Here is a 23,627-nt window from a genome sequence, read left to right on the forward strand (position 1 = left end):
TGGTCGGTGCTGGTCGGTGCTGGGCGGTACTGGTCGGTGGCGGCCGGTACCGGTGGGTGCCGGCCGGTGCCGGCGGCTCGTGGGCGGTACAGGTACCGACGGCCCGGGGCTGGTCAGCGCTCGCTGTCCAGGTGGGCCATCTGGGCGGCAGCGTACCGGTCGCCCGCGGCGGCGCCCGCCGGGACGGCCGCCTCGACGGCGGCGAGGTCGTCTTCGGTCAGCGTGACCTCGAGGGCGCCCAGGGCCTCGGTCAGGCGCTCCCGGCGACGGGCACCCACCAGCGGCACGACGTCCTGGCCGCGCGAGGCCACCCAGGCGATCGCGACCTGGGCGACGCTAGCCCCCTTCGCGGCGGCGATCGCGCGCAGCGCCTCGACCAGTGCCAGATTGTGGGTCAGGTTCTCGCCCTGGAAGCGCGGGCTGTGGCCGCGGAAGTCGGTGCCGGCGAGCGCGCGCTCCCGGCTCCAGTGGCCGCTGAGCAGACCGCGCGAGAGCACGCCGTACGCGGTGATGCCGACGCCGAGCTCGCGCGCGGCCGGGAGGATGGCGGCCTCGATCGAGCGGGAGAGCAGCGAGTACTCGATCTGCAGGTCGCTGATCGGGTGGACGGCGGCGGCACGGCGCAGGGTGTCGACACCGACCTCGGAGAGGCCGATGTGCCGGACATAGCCGGCCTTCACCAGGTCGGCGATGGCGCCGATGGTCTCCTCGACCGGGACCTTCGGGTCGAGCCGGGCGGGGCGGTAGACGTCGACGTGGTCGGTGCGCAGGCGGCGCAGGGTGTAGGCGAGAGCGGTCTTGGTCGCGGCCGGGCTCGCGTCGTAGCCGAGCCACTGGCCGTCCGGGCCGCGCTGGGCGCCGAACTTCACGCTGATCTGCACGCTCTCGCGGTCGCGACCGCGCAGCGCCTCGTGGATCAGCAGTTCGTTGTGGCCCATGCCGTAGAAGTCGCCGGTGTCGAGGAGGGTGATCCCCGCGTCGAGGGCGGCGCGGATGGTCGCGATGCTCTCGGCCTCGTCGGCGGGGCCGTACATGTCGGACATGCCCATGCAGCCGAGGCCGAGCATGGAGGTGACGGGGCCGGTGGCGCCGAGGCGATGCTGGGCGGGGCGGGTGGTCGAGGACATGGGGCACTCCGGGGTCCGGGGCGGGCGGGCGCAGGGCGGCCCGGGTGCCACTATGGCACGACGGCGAACAGATTTCAAAATCTGTTCGCTGTCGTCTGTCATCTGTCATCTGTTCGGACCGGCCCGCCCGCCCGGGGCGCGGAGGAGGTGGGCGCGGGCGGGCGGAAGATTGCGCCACACCGTTCGCCGGCCCAGCCCGTACGTCGCCTCGAACTGCCGCAGCACTCGCACCACCGCGCGGTGGCGGGCGCCCCGGCGGGGCCCCGAGGTCAGGGTGCGCGCCGCCGTGGTCCCGAGGTACCCGAAGTAGGTCAGCTCGCCGCCGGGTGCCAGCAGCCGCAGGTAGAGGTCGAGGAGTTCGCGGACCCGGGCCGGGTGGAAGTTGGTGAACGGCAGCCCGGACACGATCGCGTCGTACCGCTCCCCGGGCTCCTCCGGGTCCGCTCCGGCCGTCGCCGGACGCCCCCGCGGCAGCTCCTCGACCCGGCAGGCCGAGAGCCGCAGCCCCACCGCGGGGTGGCGGGCGGCCAGGACCGGGTCCTGCCGCAGTCGGTCCGCGAACCGCGGGTTCGCCTCGACGACGTGCAAGCGGTCTCCCGGCCGCAGCACGTGCACCAGCCGGCGGGTCACCACGCCGGTGCCGGCGCCGACCTCCAGGACCGAGATCGGGCGGTCCGGGCGGCTCATGGCCGGCACCACGAGGGCGTTCACCAGGTCCGGGCCGCTCGGCGCCATCGCGCCGGTGTCGTGGAAGGTGCGCAGCGCTTCGGCCAGGAACAGCAGGCGATCGCTGCCAGGGACCGAACTTTGGGAAACGGAAATGGACTTGGGGCGTCGGATGAGCTGTTCGTCGGTCATGCGGTCGACGCTAGGGAGGGCGGGAGCGGGGCGAATCGGCCGGTCAGCGACGGGCACCCCCGACGGAAGTCGAGGGTGCGGTTGGCCGGAAGACGGAGGCGCCGCGGACCCGGGCGCGCCTAGCATCGAGCCCGAGCGGACGACCCGAGGAGACGGCCCGAGGCGACGCCCCGAGCGGGTGACCGAGCGGGTGACTGCGTGGATGACTGCGTGGGTGACTGCGTGGATGACCGGCAGCGGACGAGGAGAGGAGGCACCGCCATGGGCCGGAGCCTGCTCGGCTGGTACGGCCCGGGCCACCGGCCTTGGACGGACAGCGCCTTGCTCGTCGGCGTGCTCGCCCTCGCGACCGAGGAAGCCCTGGTCCAGTGGCTCCGCGCGGACGGTCCGCTGCGCGTGCCGCGAACGGTCGTGGCCGCGCTCGCCTCGCTCTCGCTGGTCCTGGCCCGCCGCCACCCGGTCGCCTCCGCCGTGCTACCGGTGCTCACGGCCGGGCTGTTCAACCGGGCGTTCCCCGGCCTGTTCAGCGTCTTCCACCTCGCCTACCTCGGTCGCATCGGCCCGGCGACGGCCGCCGGCGCCGTCATCGCGGCGGTCGGCGGCGCCGTCGAGGTGGTCGACGTGACGGGCCCGGAATCCCTGGTCGGCTGGGCGGGCACCACCGGCTCCCAACTCCTCGTCCAAGCCGCCACCCTGGCGGTGGGCCTATGGCTGCACGGCAGACGGGTGCTGATCCGCACCCTGCGCGAACAGGTCGACGTGCTGCGCCGCGAGCGCGAGTTGCGTGCCGAGCACGCGCGGTCCGCCGAACGCGCCCGGATCGCACGGGAGATGCACGACGTACTCGCCCACCGCCTCAGCCTGCTGGTGCTGCACGCCGGGGTGCTCCGGGACCAGGCCCGGGCCGGTACCGTCGCCGCCGACCCGGACCGGCTCGCCCACCGCCTCGAACTGCTGCGCACCACCGCCGCCCGATCGCTCGACGACTTGCGGGACGTCCTGGGGGCGCTGCGGGCGGATGTGCCGGCCCCGTCGACCTCGTCGGCGCCGTCGCCCCCCTCGGCCACCAGGTGCGGGCCGTCCGCGCGGACGGTGCTCGGGCCCGCCCGGATGCCCGAACCGGCATCCGTACCCATACCCGTCGGCGGGTCCGTTCCGGCGCCCGCCCTGTGTGACCTCACCGACCTCGTCGGCGAGGCCACCGGGGCCGGGCAGCGGGTCGAGCTGGCCCTCTCCGGGGATCCGGAGGCGGTTCCGACCACCCACCGGCTGGCCGTGCACCGCCTGGTCCAGGAGGCACTGACCAACGCCCGCAAGCACGCGCCCGCCGCGCCCGTCACCGTCCGGGTCGGCTACGGGGCTCCGGCGACGACCGTCGAGGTCCGCAACGGCCCGGGCGAGGCGCCGCCGGACGGTCCGCTCGCAGGCGGCGGGTACGGCCTGGTGGGGCTGGGCGAACGGGTCGGCGCACTCGGCGGACACCTCGACGCTGGCCCGGACGGCAGCGGAGGCTTCCGGCTCTCCGCCCGCTTGCCCGCGCCGGGCCGGCCGCCGCAGCCGCTGAGTCGCCCGGACCGGCCGGACCGCTCGGCCCGCTTTGACGGCTCGGACCGCTCGGACCGCGAGGACCGCTCGGACCGCGAGGACCGCGAGGACCGACCGGAGCCGCTGTATCCGCCGCCGAGCCCGTCCGAACCCCTGAGCCCGTCCCAGCCGCCGAGGCCACCGGAACCACCCCTACCGCCCCTACCGCCCGAGCCGGCGAGGCCACCGAGCAGGCCGGAGCACCAGCCGAAGGACGAGGCATGATCCGCACGATGGTGGTCGACGACGACGCGCTGGTCCGCCTCGGCCTGGTCGACCTGCTCGCCCAGGACCCGGCGCTCGCCGTGGTCGCCGAGGCCGCCGACGGGCTCCAGGCCGTCGAACTCGCCGGGAGCCGGCGGATCGACGTCGCGCTGATGGACATCCGGATGCCCCGGCTCGACGGCATCGCCGCCACCCGGCGGCTGCGCGAACTGCCCGACGCCCCGCGGGTCATCGCGCTCACCACCTTCGACCTGGACGAGTACGTGTACCAAGCACTCGCCGCCGGGGCCGACGGCTTCCTGCTGAAGGACACTCCGCCCGCGGAGATCGCCCGGGCCGTGCACGTGGTCGCGGGCGGGCAGGGGATGTTGCACCCGGCGGCCGCGCGGCGGTTGATCGACCGCTACCACCGCGTGGGCGCGCCCCGTTCGATCGCGGCCCGCGGCCGGGTGGCCGGACTCACTCCGCGCGAGACCGACGTGCTGCGCGAACTCGCCGACGGGCTCTCCAACGCGGAGATCGCGGGCGTGCTGGGGATGCGTGAGAGCACCGTGAAGGCGCACGTCAGTCGGATCCTGACCGGGCTCGATGTCGGCAACCGGGTCCAGGCCGCGCTGTTGGCACGCGATGCCGGGCTGGTCGGGGACGGTGCCTGAACCCGCGGCCCGCCGCGTCGCGACGCGTCCGGCCCGGTGCACGCGGTGCCGGCCCGACCTTGGGGAGCGGCGCACGGCGGGCTCGTCGGGGCATCGCACCGGCCGGTGGTCACACGGGTGTTCCCCGGACGTTTCCCCGGAATCAAGCCGGGTGCCGGACCGGGCTCCCCTGAGCCGCCGCGTGCTCCCGGTTCGTACCGCATGCTGAGCCGCTGTCACCCATCCGGCGTGGAAATGCCGTGCCTTGGCGGTTTGCGCTGCCGAACTCGGGCGGCGGGTCCATGGTGGAGATGGGCGCGATCCGGCGACCGCGCCCGCGCGCCGATCCAGGCCCGCGTGCCGTGCGCCCGTCGCCGTTCTCCGGCGGGTGTCCGTGGCCGGGCCCGGTACCGGCACGCTGGGAGCAGGGCCACCTCGCAGGAAACCGAACGGTTCTTCTAGGCTCACATCTCGGCTTCCCTGCGGCGGTCCGGCCTTCGCGCCCGCCGCCAGGAGGCCGCCGTCCACGGGGCTCCGGGCGGACCGGGGCCACCGGATCGAGCGAGGAGGACGCAATGCCAAGCACGCCGCCCAGCCGTTCCACCGCACTTGGGCCAGACCGACCGATCAACCGGGCCGCCGATCATCCCGGCCGCACGGTGCGCTCCGGTCGGGCCGGGTACCCCGGCGGGAGCGGTCGGCCGGTACGGCCGCTGAATACCGGCGGCGGCCGCGGAGGCGAGCGTTGAGTCCCCAGATCGTCGGGCCGTCGGCCGCGCCGGGCACCGACGTGGACATCGCCGAGCGGGACGAGGTCTCCGTCCCGGCCGCGACCGACGGCGAAACTCGAGCCGCCACCGCGCCCGCCGCCACCGCGTCCGCCGCCACCGCGCCGGGCGTCCCGGCCACCGCCGTCACGACGGACCCGGGCCCGACCGCAGCCGTGGCGACCGGCGCCGGCACCGCCGGCGCCTCACCGACCACTACACCGGGCAGCCCCGCGGCCTCCGTTGCCGCCACCGTTGCCGCTGCCGTGAACGGCGCGGTCACCGCGGCGCTGCCCGGTCTGCCGCAGGCGCTCAGCACCCGCGCCCGTACGCTCGCCGGCGCCGTCAGACGCCGCTGTGCCGACCTGGCCGGGATCGAGTCGCCCAGTGGGGACGCGCCCCGACTCGACGCCCTCGCCGAGGAGTTGGCCGCCGGGTTCCGTGCCACCGGGGCCACCGCCCGACGCGAGCCCGGCCCGGCCGGTGACCACCTCGTCCTGGAGTGGGAGGGGCGGGACGAGTCCCTGCCGCACCTGCTGATCGTCGGCCACCACGACACCGTCTGGCCGGTCGGCACCCTGGCGGACTGGCCGGTCACCGAGCAGGACGGGCGGCTCACCGGCCCCGGCGTGGTCGACATGAAGGGTGGACTCGCCATCCTGGAGGGCTCGTTGGCGCTGCTCGCAGACCTGGGGGAGCGCCCGCACCGGACCGTTCGCCTGGTCGTGGTCTCCGACGAGGAGGTCGGCAGCCCGGACGGGCGGCGCCTGGTCGAGCGCCAACTGCGCGGCGCCGCGGCGGTGCTGGGGCTCGAACCGCCGCACCCCGACGGTCGGCTGAAGACCGCGCGGCGCGGCAGTACCCGGGTCCGGCTCACCGTGACCGGGCGGGAGGCACACGCGGGCAACGACGCGCACGACGGGGTGTCGGCGGTGGACGAGCTGGTGGATCAACTCGTGCTCGTCCGCGGCCTCGCGGGCCAGCCCGGAACGGAGCTCAACGCCGGTCGGATCAGCGGCGGTTCGCGTGCCAACGTGGTCGCGGGCCGGGCCGAGGCCGAGCTCGGTCTGCGGTTCTCCACCGCGGAGGCGCAGCGCCGTACGCTCGACCACCTCGCCCGGCTCACCGCGCTGCGCCCGGGGGCGCGGGTGCGGACGGAGGTGCTGTCCAGCCGCCCGGCCTGGCCCGAGCGGACGGGCAATCCCTTGCTGCGGCACGTGCGTTCGCTGGCCGCGGTGCTCGGGCAGCAGCTGGACGGCGCGCCCGCGGGTGGGGCGGGGGACACCAACCTGCCGGGATCGCGCGGACTGCCGACGCTGGACGGCTTCGGCGCGGTGGGCGCCGGTGCCCACGCCCGGCACGAACACATCCGGCTGGACCAGATCGCTCCCCGGATCGCGCTGCTGGCGGCACTCCTCGCCGTGCCGCTGCCGCGACTGCGCGACCGTGCGGAGGGGTGACGGGCGACGCCGGTCGGTGCTCGGGACGTCCGGACGACGGTTACCAGCCGACGGATGTCGGCCGACAGTCGGCTAACAGCTAACAGCTAACAGCTAACAGCTAACAGCTAACAGATGACAGATGACAGATAACAGCTGACAGATTTCGAAATCTGTCAGCTGTTATCTGTTCCGCGCCTTGCCATGCCTCCACCCCGCCACGCAGAATGGTACCGACCGAACGGTCAGTCGGTTGGGGCGCGAGTGCGCGAGGATCGGGACGCGAGAGGTGACCGTGGTGACAACAGAGGTGGCCGAGGAGGTCCCCGCGCAGACACCGGAGGAGCGCTTCGAGGCGGTCATCGCCGCCGAGCAGCGGATCGAGCCCAGGGACTGGATGCCCGACGCCTACCGGGCGACCCTGATCCGCCAGATCGCCCAGCACGCCCACTCCGAGATCATCGGCATGCAGCCGGAGGGCAACTGGCTCACCCGGGCCCCCTCGCTGCGCCGCAAGGCCATCCTGCTCGCCAAGGCCCAGGACGAGGCCGGCCACGGCCTCTACCTCTACGCCGCAGCCGAGACCCTCGGCGTCGACCGCGCCGAGCTCACCGAGAAGCTGATCTCCGGCCGCCAGAAGTACTCCTCGATCTTCAACTACCCGACCCTCACCTTCGCCGACGTCGGCGTGATCGGCTGGCTGGTGGACGGCGCGGCGATCTGCAACCAGGTCCCGCTCTGCCGCTGCAGCTACGGCCCGTACGCCCGCGCGATGGTGCGGATCTGCAAGGAGGAGTCCTTCCACCAGCGCCAGGGCTACGAGCTCCTGATGACGCTGATGCGCGGCACCGAGGGCCAGCGCCGGATGGTCCAGGACGCGGTGGACCGCTGGTGGTGGCCGTCGCTGATGATGTTCGGCCCCACGGACGCCGACTCGCCGAACTCCGCCCGCTCGATGGCCTGGCGGATCAAGCGGCACAGCAACGACGAGCTGCGCCAACGGTTCGTCGACATGACCGTCCCGCAGGCCCAGCACCTGGGCGTCACCCTCCCCGACCCCGAGCTGCGCTGGAACGAGGAGCGCGGCGGCTGGGACTTCGGCGAGCCGGACTGGTCCGAGCTGAACCGGGTCATCCGCGGCCAGGGCCCCTGCAACGCCCAGCGCATCGACCGCCGCCGCGCCGCCCACGAGGACGGCGCCTGGGTCCGCGAGGCGGCCGTCGCCTACGCCGCCAAGCGCGCCGCGGAGCAGACCGCGGGCCAGGCCGCGGAGCAGTCCGCGGGGCAGCCCGACCGGCCGTCCGCCCCGCCCGCCACCGAACAGGAGAACGGAAAGTGACCGAGTCCAAGGCCGGCTGGCCGCTGTACGAGGTGTTCGTGCGCCCCCGGCGCGGCCTGAACCACGTCCACGTGGGCTCGCTCCACGCGGCCGACGAACGGATGGCCCTGCTCGCCGCCCGCGACCTCTACACCCGCCGCAACGAGGGCGTCAGCCTCTGGGTGGTCCGCTCGGACGCGATCACCGCCTCCACCCCGGACGAGCGCGACCCGTTCTTCGAGCCCAGCGGCGACAAGGTCTACCGCCACCCGACCTTCTACGACATCCCCGAGGATGTCCCGCACATCTGACGGGGGAACCACCATGCAGGACCACACCACGTCCACCACCGAGGACGACCACGTCTACCTCAGCCTCGCCGAGGCCACCCCCGGCCCCGAGGGCGAGGGCCGCTGGGCGTACGGCACGGGCTTCGCCGACCCGCTGCTCGGCGTGGACACCGCCCTGCCCGCCGGGACGGACGGCGCGGACCTCGCCGCCTACTGCCAGATGCTCGGCGACGACGCCCTCGTCCTCGCCCAGCGGCTGATCGAGTGGTGCACCCGGGCACCGGAGCTGGAGGAGGAGGTCGCGCTCGCCAACCTGGGCCTCGACCTGCTCGGCCAGGCCCGCCTGCTGCTCACCCGGGCCGGCCAGGCGGACGGCTCCGGGCGCACCGAGGACGACCTGGCGTACTGGCGCGAGGAGCACGAGTTCCGCAACGTCCGGATGGTGGAGACCCCGAACGGCGACTTCGCGTACTCGATCGCCCGGCTGCTGCTGTTCGCCACCGCGCGCGGCGCCCTGTACGAGGCGCTGAGCGCGCACCCAGACCCGGTGCTGGCCGCGGTCGCCACCCGGGGCGTCAAGGAGCTGGCGTACCACCGCGAGTACGCCACCGCCTGGACGCTGCGCCTCGGAGACGGCACGCCGTACTCGGCCGAGCGGATGCAGGCCGGGCTCGACGCGGTCTGGCCGCTGCTGGAGGAGCTGTTCACCGCGCACCCGGTGGAGCTGCGGGTGGGCGTCGACCCGGCTACCCTGCGCGAGCCGGTGCTGCGCTCGCTCGCCGCCGTCCTCGCCGAGGCCGGGCTGGCCGTGCCGGACGTTCCGCCGCTGGCCACCGTCCTCGGCCGGGGCGGTCGGGACGGCGTGCACACCGAGGCCCTCGGTCCGCTGCTCGCCGAGTTGCAGGTGGTGGCCCGCGCGCACCCCGGGGCGACGTGGTGACCGGCGGCCGGGTCGGCGAGGGCGCCGTGGGCACGGCGGGCTCCGCGCGCCCTGCGGGCGCCGTAGGGTCTGCGGGCGACGCGGGGACGGAAGCCGTCGGCACGACCCGTGACCTCGCCTGGGCGGTCGCCGCGGGCGTTCCGGACCCGGAGCTGCCCATGCTGACCCTGGCCGACCTGGGCGTCCTGGCGGACGTCGAGGTGGACGGCGGCAGCGGCGTCGTCACCGCCTGGCTGACCCCGACCTACTCGGGGTGCCCCGCCGTGGCCGAGATGGCCGCCGACGTCGACCGCCGGCTGCGCGCGGCCGGATACCCGGACGTCCGGGTGCGGCTGCGGCTCGACCCGCCGTGGTCCACCGACCTGATCACGGCGGAGGGCCGCCGCAAGCTCGCCGAGGCGGGCATCGCCCCGCCGCGCCCGACCTCGGCCGTGCGGGCGGCCGGGCCGGTCCCGCTGGCCCTCGGTCCGACCCGAGCCGCCCCCGCCACGGCTACCGACCCCGCCACGGCCACCGCCACCGCCACGGCTACCGCCCCCGCTACGGCCGCCGGCGCTTCCACGGCCACCGGTGCCGTCGACCGCCGGGTGTGCTGCCCGCTGTGCGGCAGCGCGCAGACGGAGGAGCTGTCCCGCTTCGGCTCCACCGCCTGCAAGGCGCTCTGGCGTTGCCGCGCCTGCCGGGAGCCCTTCGAACGCGTCAAGGAGATCTGAATGTCCGCCGCCGTTTCGCCCGCCCTCGCCGACACCCAGGCGGCCGGCATCCGCCCCGCTCGCCGCCCCACCTTCCACCGGCTGCGGATCGACCGGGTGGAGCGGCTCTGCGAGGACGCCGTGGCGGTGACCTTCGCGGTGCCGGAGGAGCTGGCGGAGGACTACGCCTTCCGCCCCGGGCAGACCCTGACGCTGCGCAAGCTGGTGGACGGCGCCGACGAGCGCCGCTCCTACTCGATCTGTGCCCCGGCCGGCGGCCCGCTGCGGATCGCCGTCCGGGAGGTGCCGGGCGGGCTGTTCTCGCGCTGGCTGGTGCGCGAGGCCCGGTCCGGCGAGGAGGTGGAGGTCCTGACGCCGTCGGGTCTCTTCAGCCCCGAACTCGGCGTCCCCGCCGACCACGTGCTGCTCGCGGCCGGCTCCGGCATCACCCCGATGCTGTCGATCGCCGGCTCCGTGCTGGCCGCCGACCGCCGCTCCACCGTCACCCTGCTCTACGGCAACCGCCGCAGCGACACCGTGATGTTCGCGGACGAGCTGGCCGACCTGAAGGACCGCTACCTCGGCCGCTTCCAGCTGGTCCACGTGCTGTCCCGGGAGACCAGGGACGCCGAGCTGCTCAGCGGCCGGCTCGACCCGGAGCGGGTGCGGGCGCTGCTGGCGGCGCTGGTGGACGTCGGGAGCGTCGGGCACTGGTGGCTGTGCGGCCCGTTCGGCATGGTCGCCGGGGCGAAGGAGCTGCTCGCCGAGCTGGGCGTCCCGGCCGAGCGGGTGCACCAGGAGCTGTTCCACGCCGAGGACGAGCCGCTCCCGGAGCGCGACGAGGACTGGGACCGCACGGACGGCCCGGACCGGACGGACGGCGGCCCGCAGAGCGAGGTCACCGTCGTCCTCGACGGCCGCGGCAGCACCCTCTGCCTCCCGCGCGACCGATCCATCCTGGACGGCGCCCAGCGCTCCCGGCCGGACCTGCCGTTCGCCTGCAAGGGCGGGGTCTGCGGCACCTGCCGGGCCCTGGTCACCGAGGGCGAGGTGGAGATGCGCCGCAACTTCGCCCTGGAGGAGAAGGAACTGGCCGCCGGCTACGTGCTCACCTGCCAGGCACGCCCCGTCACCGACCGGGTGACGGTCGACTACGACCGCTGAGCGGGCCGGCGCGTCGGGCGGCCGTCATACGGCCGTCGGGACGGGCCGGCGCGGCGTCGGAACCTGCGCCGGGTCGGCCGGGTCGGTCGGGTTGGTCGGGTTGGCCAGGTCGGCCGGGTTGGCCGGGTCGGTCGGGTTGGCCGGGTCGGCCGGGAGGTCCCGCAGGACCGGGTCGCCGAGCAGCCTGACCAGGTCGTTGACGGCCGCGCGCCCGGCCCGGTTGGCGCCGATGGTGCTGGCGGACGGGCCATAGCCGACCAGGTGGACGCGCGGATCGGCGGTGGCGCGGGTGCCGGTCAGCGCGATGCCGCCGCCCGGGGAGCGCAGACCGAGCGGTGCGAGGTGGCCGACCTCGGGCCGGAAGCCGGTGGCCCAGACGATCGCGTCCACCGCCAGCTCCTCGTCGCCCCAGGCGACGCCGCGCTCGGTGAGGCGGTCGAACATCGGCCGGCGGTCCAGCGCGCCCAGCTCCTCGGCGCGTCGGTAGGCGACGGACGGGCCGAGGCCGGTCACGCTCACCACGCTGCGCACCGGCAGGCCCTGCCGGACCCGCTCCTCGACCTTGGCGACCACCGCGCGCCCGTACTCGGGAGTGAACGGCCCCTCGTGGAAGACGGGCTCGGAGCGGGTGACCCAGACCGTCTCGCCGACCGCCGCGACCTCGGACAGCACCTGGATCGCCGAGGCGCCGCCGCCCACCACCAGGACGCGCTTGCCCGCGAACTCCCCGGGGCCGCGGTACTCGGCGTAGTGCAACTGGCGGCCGGCGTAGTGGCCCGGGTAGTGCGGGAGGAACGGGCGGGTCCAGGTACCGCTGGCGTTGATCAGCGCGCGGGTGGACCAGGTGCCGCGATCGGTCTCGACCAGCAGCCGGGCATCGGGGCGCTCGGACTCGGCGCGCACGGCGCGCACCACCACCGGGCGCACGACCGGGAGCGCGTGCCGGGCCTCGTACGCCGCGAAGTACCCCGGCACCACCACGCGCGCGAGGGCCTCGGGGTCGGCCGGCGGGAGTGCGGCGTCCGGGAGGTCGTGGAAGCCGTGCACGGTGGCCATCCGCAAGGACGGTGAGCGGTGCGCCCAGGCGCCGCCGGGCCCGGCGTTCGCGTCGAGCACGACGAAGCCGCCGTCGACACCCGCCCGGTACGGGGCGAAGCCGCGGCGGCGCAGGTGGTAGGCGGCGGACAGTCCGGCCTGCCCGGCGCCCACCACCAGGACGTCCACGCGCTGCGCCGTACCCGCACGGTCGACCGTTGCGCTGTCGTCGTTCGTTGCACCGTAAACAGTCACGAAGGTGAAACATCGGGGAAGCCGTCGGCTGTTCCCGACGCCCGTTCCCCGCGCCTGTTCCCGCCGGTCCCGCCCTCGGTTCCGCCCTCGGCCCCGGCCCGGGTCCCGGCTCGGGGCCTTGGAGGCGGAGTGGGGCGGCGGGGCGCGGCGGTGTCAGGCGAGCGGGGAGATCACCGCGGCCGTGCCGTAGGCGCAGACCTCGGTGCCGACGTCCGCCGCTTCCGTCACGTCGAAGCGCATCATCAGGACGGCGTTGCCGCCACGGGCCTTGGTCTGCTCGACCAGTCGCTGCATCGCCTCGTTGCGGCTCTCGACCAGGGTCTTCGTCAGGCCTCGCAGCTCGCCGCCGATCAGCGACTTCAGACCGGCACCGATCTGGCTGCCGATGTGGCGGCTGCGGACGGTCAGCCCGAAGACCTCGCCGATCACGTGGTCGACCCGGTAGCCGGGGATGTCGTTGGTGGTCACGACCAGGACGTCGGCGTTCGGGCTCTGCCCGCCGCCGTACTCGTTGATGTCAGCCATGGGGGTCATCCTGCCCATGTCGTGCGTCCGAGTGACCGAGGCGGGGCCGGGCGGTGGCCGAGAAGGCTTCCGCAAGGTGGTCCCGACCGGTGATCGGGCGGCCGAAAAGCCGTACCGTAGCCCCATGGGCGAGCGAAGCGATCATCCACAGGGGCCGGGCGCGGCGGAGGACTCCGGTGCGCAGGAGATCGAGGCGACGGTGGTGCTGGGCCTGCGGATCACCGACTGGCCGGCCCTGCGCGCGGCCGCGATCAGGGCCGTCGAGGAGCTGGACTTCGACGGCATCGATCCGGCCGGCCAGCGCCGCGAACTGCTGCGCGAGGTCGCCGAGGACGCCAACGCGGCGCTCGGCGCGCTGCTCCACCCGGACCGGCTGGTCGCCGCGATCCCCGGGGTCGAGGCGATGGGCGGCACGCTGGAGATCAGCGTGACCGAGGACTTCACCCCGGACTTCGCCGAGCTGTTCCCGCTGGAGAGCGAGGAGGAGGACGGCGGCGCGGGCGCGGACTGGACCCTCACCCCACGCACCGCCTGCCTGCTCCACGCCCAACTGCTCGGCCTGGCCGACGCCGCCTACGACGACCTCGAGGAGCACGGGGACGAGGCCGTCTCCGACGGCGAGGACCCGGACTGGACGGTCTTCGCCCGGCTGCCCCAGCGCACCTGGCGGCTGCACCGGGGCTGGCGCCGCACGATGGCCCGGGCCTTCGACGACCTCGCCGACGACCTCGCGCTCGGCGAGTGGCCGCTGCCGCGCTGCCTGGCCGAGGAGATCGCGCTGCGGATGGCACTGGTCGACGCCCGGACACTGCTCGGCGCACAGCCCGAATCGGTGGCGGACATGATGGGCGACCTTCCGGCCGACCTCTACGACTACGACTGGGACGGCTGCCACGACGAGCTGTTCGGCGTCTACGGGCCGGACGACGGCGACCCGGAGCTCGCCGCCGAGCAGCGGACGGAGATGCTGCTCGCGGCCACGCACCCGGAGGGCTGGTTCCTGACGTACGAGGACGCGGAGGAGCGGGACCCCCAGCGGGGCTACCGGCGCTGACCGGGCGTCGGGCCCGGGCCGGGGGCCCGCTGCGGGCGCTGGGGGCCGGGGGCCGGGGGCAGAGGCCATGGGTTCGGAGGTGCGGGGGGTGGCGGTCCGGCGGGTGGGCCGGGGCAGGGCGGGGCGGCTAGGCTGCGGGCATGTCCGATGTGCCTGGTATGCCCGAGGTGTCCTCGACCGGTCCCGCCGACGCCGACGAGGCCCAGCCCGGTGCCGACGAGCCGGAGCTGGCCCGGATCGCGCTCGGGCTGGACGGCGTACGGGCGGCGCAGCGCGGACGGACGGCCGAGGCTCGGGCCAGCTTCGAGGCGCTGTGGGAGGAGCTGGGCGAGCAGGACGTCTTCCACCGGTGCGTGCTGGCGCACTATCTGGCCGATCTGCAGGACGACCCGCGAGCGGAGCTGGAGTGGGACCGGCGCGCCCTGGCCGCCGCCGACTCGCTGACCGCCGAGCGCGCCCAGACCTACGAGGCGGCCCTCCAGGTGCGCGCCTTCTACCCCTCGTTGCACCTGAACCTGGCCTCGGACCACCTCAAGCTCGGCGAGCCCGACCTCGCGCGCGAGCAGCTCGAACGGGCCGTGCGCAGCCTGGACGTCCTGCCGGGGGACGCCTACAGCGCGGGCATCCGGGCGGCCGTGGAGGAGCTGCGGCAGCGGCTGCGCTGAACCGGGGCCGTGGGGCGGCCCGACATGCCGGACGGGGCCGGGAGTGGCCCGGGAGGGGCCGCGCCAGGGTCGAGTGGGGCGGGACGGGGTGGGAGGAGTGCGTCGGGGGCGGGCTGGCATCCTGGACGGGTGACTTCTCCGTTCGACGCCCCGGCTTCCGCTTCCTCGTCCAGTGCACCCGACGCCGATCCCGGCCACTCTCCGGCCGTCGGGGACCGGGACGCGCGACCGCAGTACGTGCTGCCGCTGCTCGTTCGGATGGAGCGGGCGACCCCGCCCGGGCGGACGGACGCGCTGGAGACCTCGGCCAGGGCCGTGCTCACCCTGCTGGCCGACCCCCGGGTGACCGGGCCGGACGGCGAGTGGGCGGAGCGGGTCGCGGCCTGGGAGGACGCCCGGATCCGCAAGGTGGTCCGGCGGGCCCGGGGCGGGGAGTGGCGTCGGGCGGGCGAACTGCCGGGCGTCACCGTGCAGGGGCGGGAGGCGGAGGTGCGGGTGTTCCCGCCGGTTCCGCTGGACGGCTGGCCGAAGGAGCTCGCCAAGCTGCAGGTCTCCGGGACGGACCTGGAGGAGACCGCTGAGGTCAGTGAGCCCGAGCCGGGGCTGCCGGTGCTGTGGCTCAACCCCGAGCTGGAGATGAGCGCGGGCAAGACGATGGCCCAGACCGGGCACGCCGCGCAGCTCGCCTGGTGGCGGCTGGACGAGGCGCGGCGCAAGGAGTGGGTGGAGTCCGGCTTCGCGCTGGCGGTGCGGACCGCGACGCCCGAGGCGTGGGAGGAGCTGGTCGGCAGCGGGCTGCCGGTGGTCCAGGACGCGGGCTTCACCGAGATCGCCCCGGGCAGCTGCACGGTGATCGCGGAGCACCCGGCGCTGCGGTGAGGGGAGCCGTCGGGTGGGCGGCGGACGGCGCCCTGACGGTGGTGACGGACGGTGAGACGACGGGGACAACCGACAGCGGACGGATGACAGATAACAGCTGACAGATTTCAACATCTGTTAGCTGTTATCTGTCGACTGTCAGCTGTTACCTGGTCCCTGTTTCCCGTTCCGTGTGGTCTCCGTGTCAGGTGCCGGAGGCCTCGAACCGGCGCAGCGCCCGTAGGCCGCCGTAGACCGAGAGGGCCGTCCAGAGCGCCATGATCAGCAGTCCGGTCCCGTGCCCGTAGTGGATGCCCGGTTCGGGCTGGGTGCGCATCGCGTAGAGGCCGGCCCGGTCGGGCAGGAACTGGCAGACCTCGCTGACGCCGGGAACGGCGGACAGGAAGGTCGTGCCCAGGAAGAGCATCGGGGCGACCAGCCCGAGGGCGGCGCTGAAGTTGCCCAGCAGCGTGGTCAGTCCGAGACAGATCAGCACCAGCATCGGGTGGTACAGCACGCCGGCCAGGAAGCTGAGGGACAGGCCCGGGGTGGAGAAGTCCACGCCCACGGTCGCGTCGACGACCAGGAACGACCCGGCGGTCGAGGCCAGCCCGAGCAGCAGGCCCAGCCCGGCGCCGAACGCGAGCTTGGCGCCGTACAGTCGGCCGCGGCGGGGGACGGCGGTGAGCGAGCCGCCGATCATGCGGGTGTTGAACTCCTGCCCGATCAGCAGGATTCCGCAGCAGGCCACGGCGACGTGGCCGAACAGCAGGCCGTAGTAGATCCCGCCGGCCGGGTCCTCGCCGGGCGTGTGGTCCTTCACGCCGTAGGCGGCGTTGACGGCGGCGGTGATGCCGACGGTCAGCGCCAGGGCGACCAGCGGGGCCGCCCACTGTGAGGGCAGGGTGGTGAACTTGATCCGTTCGGCGCGCAGGGCGTCGGCGTTCGGTCGCGGGCCCATGCCCGTCCTCCTGTCGTTCGGGGGAGTGCCGGGGGCTCACTTCGTGCCGTGCAGGGCGCGCAGCCCGGCGTACGAGGTCGCGGCGGCCCAGAGCGCCATGATCAGCAGTCCGGTCCAGTGCCCGTAGACGACGTGCGGGTCGTCGACGTAGTGCAGCGCGTACTGGCCGGCTCGGTCGGGCAGGAACTGGGCCAGGACGCGGGCTCCGGGCAGGCCGCCGAGCGCCGGTGACAGCAGGAAGACGGTCGGGGTGATCAGGCCCATGGCGGCGGTGAGATTGCCCAGCAGTGCGGTCAGTCCGAGGCAGAACACCACCAGCAGCGGCGGGTACAGCACCCCGGCGACGGCGGCTCGGGTGAACGCGGGGCCGTGCCAGGCCCCGGGGACTGTCGCCGCGTACCCCGCGAAGGCGCCCGCCGTCCCGGCCACCCCGACGGCGAGGCCGACCAGCGCTCCGAGTGCGAGCTTCGCCCCGTACAGCCGGGTGCGGCGGGGGACGGCGGTGAACGAGATGTCGATCATGCGGGTGTTGAACTCCTGACCGATCAGCAGGATGCCGAAGCAGGCCAGTGCGACGTGGCCGAAGTTGAGCCCGTAGAAGACGCCCACGCCGGGATCGTCGACGATGTTGTGGTCCGCGCCGCCGAGCCAGGCGCCCACGGCCGTGGTGAGGCCGGCGCTGAGCAGCACGGCGAGCAGCGGGGTGATCCAGAGCGAGCGCAGGGTGGTGAACTTGATCCGCTCGGCACGGAGGACCGGGAGGATCGCAGCGGCCGAAGGGGCCGGGAGGACCGGGGGGACAGGGAGGGCCGGACGGACCTTGGGGGCCGGGAGGTTCATGCCGCCGCCTCCGCCCGGTACTCGACGCTGTCGGCGGTCATCCGCATGAACGCCTCCTCCAGTGAGTCCTGTTGGACCGCGATCTCGTACAGCACCACGCCGCGCGCGGCGGCGAGCGAGGCGATCCGCTCGGGTTCGGCGCCCTTCACCTCCCAGGCGCCGCCGTCGACCCGGGTGGCGTCGAGGCCGTGGCCGGGCTCGGTGAACAGGGCGTCCAGCTTGGCCGGGTCCACGGCGCGCACCCGGATCCGGGTGCGGCCGTGCCGGTCGATGAAGTCGGCGGTGGCGGCGTCGGCCAGCAGCCGGCCGCGTCCGATCACCACCAAGTGGTCGGCGGTGAGCGCCATTTCGCTCATCAGGTGGGAGGAGACCAGCACCGCCCTGCCCTCGGCGGCCAGTTGGCGCAGCGTGGTGCGGATCCAGCGGATGCCCTCGGGGTCGAGGCCGTTCACCGGTTCGTCCAGTAGCAGGACGGCCGGATCGCCGAGGAGCGCCGCCGCCACTCCGAGGCGCTGGCGCATGCCGAGCGAGAAGCGTCGGATCCGCTGCCCGGCCGCGTCCGTCAGGCCGACCTGCGCGAGCACCTCGTCGACCCTGCGCTCCGGCAGGCCGTTGCTGGCCGCGAGCCAGCGCAGGTGCCCGCGCGCCGTACGGCCGCCGTGCAGGGCCTGGGCGTCCAGCAGGGCGCCCACCCGCCGCAGCGGCGCGGCCAGTTCGGCGTACGGGCGGCCGTCGATCAGGGCGTGTCCGGCGGTGGGCCGGTCCAGGCCGAGGACCAGGCGCATGGTGGTGCTCTTGCCCGCGCCGTTCGGGCCGAGGAAGCCGGTCACCACGCCGGGGCGCACCTCGAAGGACAGGTCATCGACGACACGTCGGCCGTCGTACTCCTTGGTCAGGCCCTGGATCTCGATCACGGCCACGCTCCCTCCGGGGTTGTTCGGTGCTGCGTTGCTGCCGGCGGTTCCGGCCGGTGGTCCCATTCGACCGGAGTGGGCCCCGGTGGCGGATCCCGCAGCGGAGTGGCGCCGCCTCCCTCTCGGGAGGGAGCGCGGTCGCACCACGGGCGGGAGCCGCGAACTCCCGCTGGGCTGGGAGGATGGCGCGGTGACCAAGATCGCCCTGCCCAGGATCCTCGCGCCGCTGCTGGCCGGCGTCACCTACGCGCGCCTCCTGCACCTCTTGGTCGGATGGGTCTTCATGGGTGTCGTCCTGCTCATCTATCCGGGGACGGTCGGGCTGACGCTCACCCGGATCGTGGCGGAGTGCGTCGCCGTGGACTCCGTCCTGCTGGTGCTCGTCGCGCTCATCCCGGCGGCGCGGCGGGCGGAGGGGATCCAGGCCCGGCTGCTGCTGGTGCCCGACCGCGAGCAGGACATCGCCGCCGACTCCTCCCGCGGTTGGGCGGACCGGTGGCGCACCGCCCTCTGGCTGATCGGCCGGGTCGCGCTCGGCTCGGCCGTCGGGATGGCCGCGGCGTTCGGCGTCAACGCCGGCGGTCATCTGCTGGCGGGGCCCCGGGGGCCGGGCTACCTCCCGCTGCTGCCGGTGGCGCTGTTCGCCTACGGCTGGCTGGTGGTGCTCGCGGGTCGCCTCCAACTCGCGATGGCGGTCCGGCTGTTGGGGCCGTCTCCGGCGGAGCGGCTGGCGGAGGCCGAGTTGCGGGCCGAACGGCTGCTGGAGCGCAACCGGCTGGCCCGCGAGCTGCACGATTCCATCGGCCACGCACTGACGGTGACGGTCCTTCAGGCGGGCGCGGCGCGCGAGGTCGGGGACCCGGTGTTCGTCGCCAAGGCGCTGGAGGTCATCGAGGAGACCGGGCGCCAGGCCATGGACGACCTCGAACGCACCCTCGTCCTGCTGCGCGAGACCCCGCCCGGTGCGAACGGCACCGCCACCGAACAGCCCGGGATCGAGCAGCTGCCGGCGCTGTTCGACACCGCCCGCGCGGCCGGCAGTCCGGTCGAGGCGTGGATCGACGTGCCGACCGGAACGCTGCCCGGGGTGCTCGCCCGCGAGTCCTACCGGATCGTTCAGGAGGGCGTCACCAACGCGCTCAAGTACGCGCCGGGGGAGCCGCTCAGCGTCCGGATCGCCGTCCGGGAGGGGCAGTTGGAGCTGCGCTGCACCAACCGGGCGCCGCGCGGCACGACCGGCGGCGGCGCGGGCGGTTCGGGTGGCGTCGGCGGCGTGCCGCGTCCGGCGGGCGGTGGGCGCAAGGGCGGCAAGGGGCTGCGCGGCATCCGCGAGCGCGCCGCGCTGCTCGGCGGCGAGGCCACGGCCGGGGCGGCGGCCGACGGGAGCGGGGAGTGGGTGCTGGCCGTCCGGCTGCCCCTACGCTTGGGGGCGTGACCGATGATCTTGCCGGAGACGGGGTCCGGCGGGAGACGTTACGGGAGCACGGGGAGCACGGGGCACATGGCGGAACACGGGGAACACGGGGAGGGTGGTGCGGGGATGACGGACATCCTGCTCGCCGACGACGAGGAGCTGGTCCGGTTCGGGCTGCGGGCCGTCCTGGAGGCGCAGGGGGACCTGCGGGTGGTCGGCGAGGCCGCCGACGGCGCGGAGGCGGTGGCGATGGCCCGGACGCTGCGCCCGGACGTGGTGCTGATGGACGTCCGGATGCCGGTGATGGACGGACTGGCGGCCACCCGCGAGCTGCTGCGCCCCGGCGCACCGGGGGAGCGGGCGCCGCGGATCCTGGTCGTGACCACGTTCGAGAACGACGACTACGTCTACCAGGCGCTGCGCGCGGGCGCCGACGGCTTCCTGCTCAAGCGCTCCCGGCCGGCCGAGATCGCGCACGCCGTCCGGTTGGTGGCGGCGGGCGAGAGCCTGCTGTTCCCGGCCGCGATCCGCCGCCTGGCCGCCGGGCACGGCAATCCGACCGCCCGCGCCGCCATGGAGCGGGCGGCGCTGACCGAGCGCGAGGCGGAGGTGCTGCGGCTGGTCGCGCGCGGCCTCAGCAACGGCGAGATCGCCGAGCAGCTGTTCCTCGGCGTGCAGACCGTGAAGACACACGTCAGCAGTGTGCTGGCGAAGCTGGGCGCGCGGGACCGCACGCAGGCGGTGATCGCCGCGTACGAGTCGGGGTTCGTCGAGCCCTCGGAGTAGGTCGAGCCCTCGGAGTAGGGCGAGCCCTCGGAGTAGGGCGAGCCCGACGATCCGCGGTCGGATCAGGCCGGGTAGGCGTGGGTCTGGGTGGCCTTGACCGAGGCCCAGACCGTGACCCCCGGCGCCAGGCCCAGCTCCGCGACGGCCGCGGGGGTCAGGTCGGCGGACATCGGCAGCTCGCCGGCCAGGTCGGCGCGGACCCGGTCGCCGTGCAGGTCCAGGCCGGTGACCTCGGCCCTCCACAGGTTGCGCGCGCTGGACTGCGGCCGCTCCCGGTAGAGGGTCACGGCGGACGGCGGGAAGGCGACGAACGCCGGGCCGTCCACCTCCTCGGCGGTGGCCAGGACGGTGCCGTCCGTGAGCGTGACGCGGGTGCCCTCGGCCCGGCCCTGGTACAGGTTCAGCCCGACCAGCCGGGCGATGTAGTCGGTGCGCGGCCGCCGGGCGACCTCGGCCGGGCTGCCGGACTGCACCTCGCGCCCGTCCTCGATCACCACCAGCCGGTCGGCCAGCACCATCGCGTCCAGCGGGTCGTGGGTCACCAGCACCGCCACCGCCTCGAACTCGGCCAGATGGCGGCGCAGTCGGGCCCGTACGTCGAGACGGGTGCGGGCGTCCAGGGCGGCCAGCGGCTCGTCCAGCAGGAGCAGCCGGGGGCGGACGGCGAGCGCCCGGGCCAGGGCCACCCGCTGCGCCTGTCCGCCGGAGAGCCGGGCGGGGCGCACCGACGCGTGGTCGGCCAGGCCCATCCGCTCCAGCCAGGCAGCCGCCTCGGCCCGGGCGGCGCGCTTGGGGCGGCCCTGGCAGCGCGGGCCGAAGGCGATGTTGTCGAGCGCGCTGAGGTGCGGGAAGAGCAGGTAGTCCTGGAACACCACGCCGACCGGGCGGTCCTCGGCGGGGGTGTGCACGCGCTCGGCCGGATCCTCCACCAGGCGGCCGTCCAGCCGCAGGTGGCCGCCGGTGAGCGGGAGCAGCCCGGCGAGGGCGCGCAGGGCGGTGGACTTGCCGGCGCCGTTGGGGCCGAGCAGCGCGACCACCTCGCCGGGGGCGGCGGTGAGGGCGAGGTCGAGGGTGAACGCGGCGCGCTCGACCCGCAGTCGGGCGTCGAGGGCGGTGCTCGGGAGGCGTTCGGCGCTCGTCTCGGCGCCCGTCTCGGTGCTCATCGGGTCGGCTTCCAGGCGTTCGGGCGTTCGGGCGTCCGGGTGTTCGGGCGTTCGGGACGTTCACGCGTTGACGGGGGTGCGGGGTGCGGGGTGCGGGGGAGGCGGTGGCGGGCGGCGTCACGGCGTCGACAGCCAACGGTCCCGCAGGCCGACCAGGACGGCGACAGAGACCGCCAGCAGGACCAGCGACAGTGCGATCGCCGCCTGCGGGTCGGACTCCATGGCCAGGTAGACGGCCAGCGGCATGGTCTGGGTGCGGCCGGGGAAGTTGCCCGCGAAGGTGATCGTCGCGCCGAACTCGCCGAGCGCCCGGGCCCAGGCCAGGACGGCTCCGGCGGCGATCCCCGGGGCGATCAGGGGCAGCGTGACGCGCCGGAAGGCGGTCAGCCGGGAGGCGCCCAGGGTCGCGGCGGCCTCCTCGTAGCGGGGGTCGGCGCCGCGCAGCGCGCCCTCGACGCTGATCACCAGGAACGGCATCGCCACGAAGGCCTCGGCGATCACGACCCCGGCGGTCGTGAACGGCAGCGTGATGCCGAACGCGGAGTCCAGCCAGGAGCCGACGATGCCGCGGCGTCCGAGCGCCAGCAGCAGCGCCACGCCGCCGACCACCGGCGGCAGCACCAGCGGCAGGGTGACCAGCGCCCGGATCACCCGCCGGCCCGGCAGCTCGGTGCGGGCGAGCAGCCAGGCCAGCGGGACCCCGAGGACCAGCGACACGGCGGTGGCCGCCGTCGCGCTGATCAGCGACAGACGCAGGGCGTCCCAGACGGCGGTGCTGGTGAGCTGCTCGGCGAGGCCGCTCCACGGCGCCCGGACCAGCAGTCCGACCAGCGGGAGGAGCAGGAACGCCAGCCCGAGCAGCGCCGGGAGCAGCAGGGTGACCGGGACGCGGTGCCGGTGCGACCGGCGCGGACGGCGGCACGGACCGGACCGCCGTCCGCCGGCCGTGTCTCCGCCGGTGCCGTGTTCGCGGGTGCTGCCGGTGTCCGGGCCGCCTTCGCGGGTGCTGCCTTCGCTCGGACCGCCTTCGCGCGGGCCGCCGTTGCCTGGGCCGCCGTTGCCGGTGCCGTCTTCGCCGGGGTCGGTGGTGCGGAGGTTCACGGCGCCTGGAAGCCCGCCGCGGTCAGCACCTGCTTGGCCTCGGGCGACTGGACGTAGGCGACGAAGGCGGCGGCGCCGTCCTTGTTCGGAGCCTTGGCGAGCGCGGCGATCGGGTAGTCGTTCACGGCCTTGTCGGCCTCGGGGAAGGTCACGCCGTCGATCTTCGCAGCATCGGCCTGCACATCGGTCTTGTACACCAGCGAGGCGTCCACCTCACCGAGTTCGACCTTGGTGAGCGCGCCCTTGACGTCCTGCTCCAGGGTGACCGGGGTGAGTTCCAGCCCGGCGGCCTTGAGCGCGGTCAGGGCGGCGGCGCCGCAGGGCACCTCCTTCGCGCACAGCGCCACCTTCACGCCGGAGGCGGTGAGGTCCTTGAGGCCCGCGATGTGCTTGGGGTTGCCCTTGGGGACGGCGATGGTCAGCGTGTTCTTGACGAAGGTCGTCGGCTGGCCGTTCGCGCCGCCCGCGTCGGTCACGGTCTTCATGGTGGCCGGGCTGGCGGCGGCGAACACGTCCGCCGGGGCGCCGGAGTTGATGCTGCTCGCGAGGGCGGAGCTGCCGCCGAAGTTGAAGGTGATCTTGCTACCCGGGTTGGCGGCCTCGAACTTCTTGCCGAGTTCGGTGAAGGTCTCCTTGAGCGAGGCGGCGGCGAAGACGGTGATGGTGCCGCTCGCCTTCGGCGCGGTGCCGCTTCCTCCGGACGCCGAGGACGCGGAGGACGCCGCGGGGTTCGCGGCGGTGGCGGCGGTCGAAGCGCTGGAACCGGACGTGCCGCCGTCGCTGCCACAGGCGGTGACCCCGAGGCTGAGAGCGAGGGCCGCTGCGGCGGCGACGGCGAGTCTGCGAGTGGTGCCGGTGGTACGGATGCTCATCGGTGCTTCCCCTCCGGGGTGCGCGCCGGGAGGGGCGCGAGGCGACGGCCGCAGCTGCGGCCATTACGGCGATCATAGTGCCGCAAATGCGAGCGATAAATCCTCTGTCGCTTTGCACAGGCGGGGACCAGCGGGGGCGCCGGAC

23 protein-coding genes are annotated in these 23,627 nt (G+C 74.7%); 13 read left to right on the top strand and 10 right to left on the bottom strand.

Features of this window, described 5'->3' with window-relative positions; translation table 11 throughout:
* Positions 1-113 precede the first annotated feature (113 nt).
* Positions 114-1,127, bottom strand: a complete 1,014-nt coding sequence (locus ACZ6Y7_RS09445; protein WP_465757263.1) for an aldo/keto reductase — start codon at positions 1,125-1,127, stop codon at positions 114-116.
* Between the two features lie 105 nt (positions 1,128-1,232).
* Positions 1,233-1,985, bottom strand: a complete 753-nt coding sequence (locus ACZ6Y7_RS09450) for a class I SAM-dependent methyltransferase (RefSeq protein WP_465757264.1) — start codon at positions 1,983-1,985, stop codon at positions 1,233-1,235.
* A 261-nt stretch (positions 1,986-2,246) separates the two neighbouring features.
* Between ACZ6Y7_RS09450 and ACZ6Y7_RS09455 the strand changes: the two genes are divergently transcribed.
* From ACZ6Y7_RS09455 to paaE, 8 genes are all read left to right on the top strand, one after another.
* On the top strand, positions 2,247-3,794 hold the full coding sequence (locus tag ACZ6Y7_RS09455; protein WP_465757265.1) for a sensor histidine kinase: 1,548 nt from the start codon (positions 2,247-2,249) through the stop codon (positions 3,792-3,794).
* Positions 3,791-4,450: a response regulator gene (locus ACZ6Y7_RS09460; protein WP_465757266.1), complete on the top strand. Its 660-nt coding sequence runs from the start codon at positions 3,791-3,793 to the stop codon at positions 4,448-4,450. Before ACZ6Y7_RS09455 ends, ACZ6Y7_RS09460 begins: the two co-directional genes overlap by 4 nt.
* Positions 4,451-5,174: 724 nt before the next feature.
* A complete protein-coding gene (locus tag ACZ6Y7_RS09465) occupies positions 5,175-6,656 on the top strand; it encodes a M20 family metallopeptidase (RefSeq protein ID WP_465757267.1) in 1,482 nt (493 codons plus the stop codon).
* A gap of 268 nt (positions 6,657-6,924) precedes the next feature.
* A complete protein-coding gene (gene paaA / locus ACZ6Y7_RS09470) occupies positions 6,925-7,974 on the top strand; it encodes a 1,2-phenylacetyl-CoA epoxidase subunit PaaA (RefSeq protein WP_465757268.1) in 1,050 nt (349 codons plus the stop codon).
* Positions 7,971-8,264 carry a 1,2-phenylacetyl-CoA epoxidase subunit PaaB gene (paaB, locus tag ACZ6Y7_RS09475; protein WP_465757269.1) on the top strand — a complete coding sequence of 98 codons (294 nt, stop codon included), beginning with the start codon at positions 7,971-7,973 and terminating at the stop codon, positions 8,262-8,264. The genes paaA and paaB overlap by 4 nt, the downstream gene beginning before the upstream one ends.
* A gap of 13 nt (positions 8,265-8,277) precedes the next feature.
* Positions 8,278-9,183, top strand: a complete 906-nt coding sequence (paaC, locus tag ACZ6Y7_RS09480; RefSeq protein ID WP_465757270.1) for a 1,2-phenylacetyl-CoA epoxidase subunit PaaC — start codon at positions 8,278-8,280, stop codon at positions 9,181-9,183.
* Positions 9,184-9,209: 26 nt separating this feature from the next.
* Positions 9,210-9,896, top strand: coding sequence for a 1,2-phenylacetyl-CoA epoxidase subunit PaaD (gene paaD, locus ACZ6Y7_RS09485; protein WP_465757504.1), 687 nt, complete (start codon positions 9,210-9,212; stop codon positions 9,894-9,896).
* Positions 9,897-11,039, top strand: a complete 1,143-nt coding sequence (paaE, locus tag ACZ6Y7_RS09490; RefSeq protein WP_465757271.1) for a 1,2-phenylacetyl-CoA epoxidase subunit PaaE — start codon at positions 9,897-9,899, stop codon at positions 11,037-11,039.
* Between the two features lie 24 nt (positions 11,040-11,063).
* On the opposite strand, the gene ACZ6Y7_RS09495 is transcribed toward paaE, so the two are convergent.
* On the bottom strand, positions 11,064-12,263 hold the full coding sequence (locus tag ACZ6Y7_RS09495) for an NAD(P)-binding domain-containing protein (protein WP_465757272.1): 1,200 nt from the start codon (positions 12,261-12,263) through the stop codon (positions 11,064-11,066).
* A 219-nt stretch (positions 12,264-12,482) separates the two neighbouring features.
* Complete coding sequence (locus ACZ6Y7_RS09500; RefSeq protein WP_465757273.1) at positions 12,483-12,854, bottom strand: YbjQ family protein; 372 nt, start codon at positions 12,852-12,854, stop codon at positions 12,483-12,485.
* 124 nt (positions 12,855-12,978) lie between these two features.
* On the opposite strand from ACZ6Y7_RS09500, the gene ACZ6Y7_RS09505 reads away from it, so the two are divergent.
* The 3 genes from ACZ6Y7_RS09505 to ACZ6Y7_RS09515 all read left to right on the top strand — a co-directional run bounded on the left by ACZ6Y7_RS09505 (position 12,979) and on the right by ACZ6Y7_RS09515 (position 15,452).
* The gene (locus ACZ6Y7_RS09505) at positions 12,979-13,908 is read left to right on the top strand and encodes a beta/alpha barrel domain-containing protein (RefSeq protein ID WP_465757274.1); all 930 of its coding nucleotides are present in this window, start codon (positions 12,979-12,981) and stop codon (positions 13,906-13,908) included.
* A 140-nt stretch (positions 13,909-14,048) separates the two neighbouring features.
* Positions 14,049-14,573: a hypothetical protein gene (locus tag ACZ6Y7_RS09510; RefSeq protein ID WP_465757275.1), complete on the top strand. Its 525-nt coding sequence runs from the start codon at positions 14,049-14,051 to the stop codon at positions 14,571-14,573.
* A gap of 129 nt (positions 14,574-14,702) precedes the next feature.
* The gene (locus ACZ6Y7_RS09515; protein WP_465757276.1) at positions 14,703-15,452 is read left to right on the top strand and encodes an aminoacyl-tRNA hydrolase; all 750 of its coding nucleotides are present in this window, start codon (positions 14,703-14,705) and stop codon (positions 15,450-15,452) included.
* Between the two features lie 184 nt (positions 15,453-15,636).
* Here ACZ6Y7_RS09515 and ACZ6Y7_RS09520 read toward each other — a convergent pair whose 3' ends face one another.
* The 3 genes from ACZ6Y7_RS09520 to ACZ6Y7_RS09530 are packed head-to-tail and all read right to left on the bottom strand — an operon-like array spanning position 15,637 to position 18,146.
* Positions 15,637-16,392 (bottom strand): hypothetical protein, encoded by a 756-nt coding sequence (locus ACZ6Y7_RS09520; protein ID WP_465757277.1) that lies wholly within the window; start codon positions 16,390-16,392, stop codon positions 15,637-15,639.
* Positions 16,393-16,428: 36 nt separating this feature from the next.
* The gene (locus tag ACZ6Y7_RS09525; protein WP_465757278.1) at positions 16,429-17,232 is read right to left on the bottom strand and encodes a hypothetical protein; all 804 of its coding nucleotides are present in this window, start codon (positions 17,230-17,232) and stop codon (positions 16,429-16,431) included.
* The gene (locus tag ACZ6Y7_RS09530) at positions 17,229-18,146 is read right to left on the bottom strand and encodes an ABC transporter ATP-binding protein (protein ID WP_465757279.1); all 918 of its coding nucleotides are present in this window, start codon (positions 18,144-18,146) and stop codon (positions 17,229-17,231) included. The genes ACZ6Y7_RS09525 and ACZ6Y7_RS09530 overlap by 4 nt, the downstream gene beginning before the upstream one ends.
* Before the next feature lie 190 nt (positions 18,147-18,336).
* Here ACZ6Y7_RS09530 and ACZ6Y7_RS09535 point away from each other — a divergent pair, with 190 nt between their 5' ends.
* Together ACZ6Y7_RS09535 and ACZ6Y7_RS09540 are read left to right on the top strand one after the other, a co-directional pair.
* Positions 18,337-19,581 carry a sensor histidine kinase gene (locus ACZ6Y7_RS09535; RefSeq protein ID WP_465757280.1) on the top strand — a complete coding sequence of 415 codons (1,245 nt, stop codon included), beginning with the start codon at positions 18,337-18,339 and terminating at the stop codon, positions 19,579-19,581.
* 105 nt (positions 19,582-19,686) lie between these two features.
* The gene (locus tag ACZ6Y7_RS09540; RefSeq protein ID WP_465757281.1) at positions 19,687-20,346 is read left to right on the top strand and encodes a response regulator transcription factor; all 660 of its coding nucleotides are present in this window, start codon (positions 19,687-19,689) and stop codon (positions 20,344-20,346) included.
* 62 nt (positions 20,347-20,408) lie between these two features.
* Here ACZ6Y7_RS09540 and ACZ6Y7_RS09545 read toward each other — a convergent pair whose 3' ends face one another.
* The 3 genes from ACZ6Y7_RS09545 to modA form a co-directional block, all read right to left on the bottom strand.
* Positions 20,409-21,509 carry an ABC transporter ATP-binding protein gene (locus ACZ6Y7_RS09545; RefSeq protein ID WP_465757282.1) on the bottom strand — a complete coding sequence of 367 codons (1,101 nt, stop codon included), beginning with the start codon at positions 21,507-21,509 and terminating at the stop codon, positions 20,409-20,411.
* Between the two features lie 117 nt (positions 21,510-21,626).
* Positions 21,627-22,610, bottom strand: a complete 984-nt coding sequence (locus ACZ6Y7_RS09550; RefSeq protein ID WP_465757283.1) for an ABC transporter permease — start codon at positions 22,608-22,610, stop codon at positions 21,627-21,629.
* Positions 22,607-23,482 carry a molybdate ABC transporter substrate-binding protein gene (gene modA, locus ACZ6Y7_RS09555; protein WP_465757284.1) on the bottom strand — a complete coding sequence of 292 codons (876 nt, stop codon included), beginning with the start codon at positions 23,480-23,482 and terminating at the stop codon, positions 22,607-22,609. Before modA ends, ACZ6Y7_RS09550 begins: the two co-directional genes overlap by 4 nt.
* Between the last annotated feature and the right edge of the window lie 145 nt (positions 23,483-23,627).

It is taken from the genome of Kitasatospora sp. NPDC053308, from assembly GCF_055585785.1.